At 63.2% G+C, this 397-nt stretch carries 1 pseudogene; it reads left to right on the top strand.

Annotated features, from left to right (window positions below):
* Nucleotides 1-51 precede the first annotated feature (51 nt).
* Nucleotides 52-397: pseudogene (locus AC5Y47_RS25670) on the top strand (transposase); the annotation flags it as partial.

Below are 397 nucleotides of genomic sequence, written 5' to 3'. Positions count from 1 at the left end.
TGAACCAGCCCGGGTTTCGTGCGCACCTTCTTTCGAGGGAAGGATGGCACGATGCCAAGCAAATACGACCCGGCGGTCAAGGCCAAGGCGGTCCGGTTGCTCCGGGAGCATCGCGAGGACTACGAGACGGAGTGGGCGGCGATGCGGGCCATCTCCACACGGTTGGGGATGAGTACCGAAACGCTGCGTAAGTGGGTGCGTCAGGCCGAAGTCGATGACGGTCAAGCGGCGGGGATGAGCACCCGGGAGTCCCAGGAGTTGCGGGAGCTGCGAAGGAAGAACCGCGAGCTGGAAGAAACCGTCGAGATCCTGAAGGCGGCAACAAGTTTCTTTGCGCGGGCGAGCGACCCGCGACACCGTTGATCTGTGCGTTCATCGCCGAGCATCGCGCTCGGTT

Source organism: Mycobacterium sp. NGS22 (genome assembly GCF_059813095.1).
The sequence above is the reverse complement of the archived record's forward strand: the minus strand, read 5'-3'. Positions and strand labels throughout refer to the sequence as shown.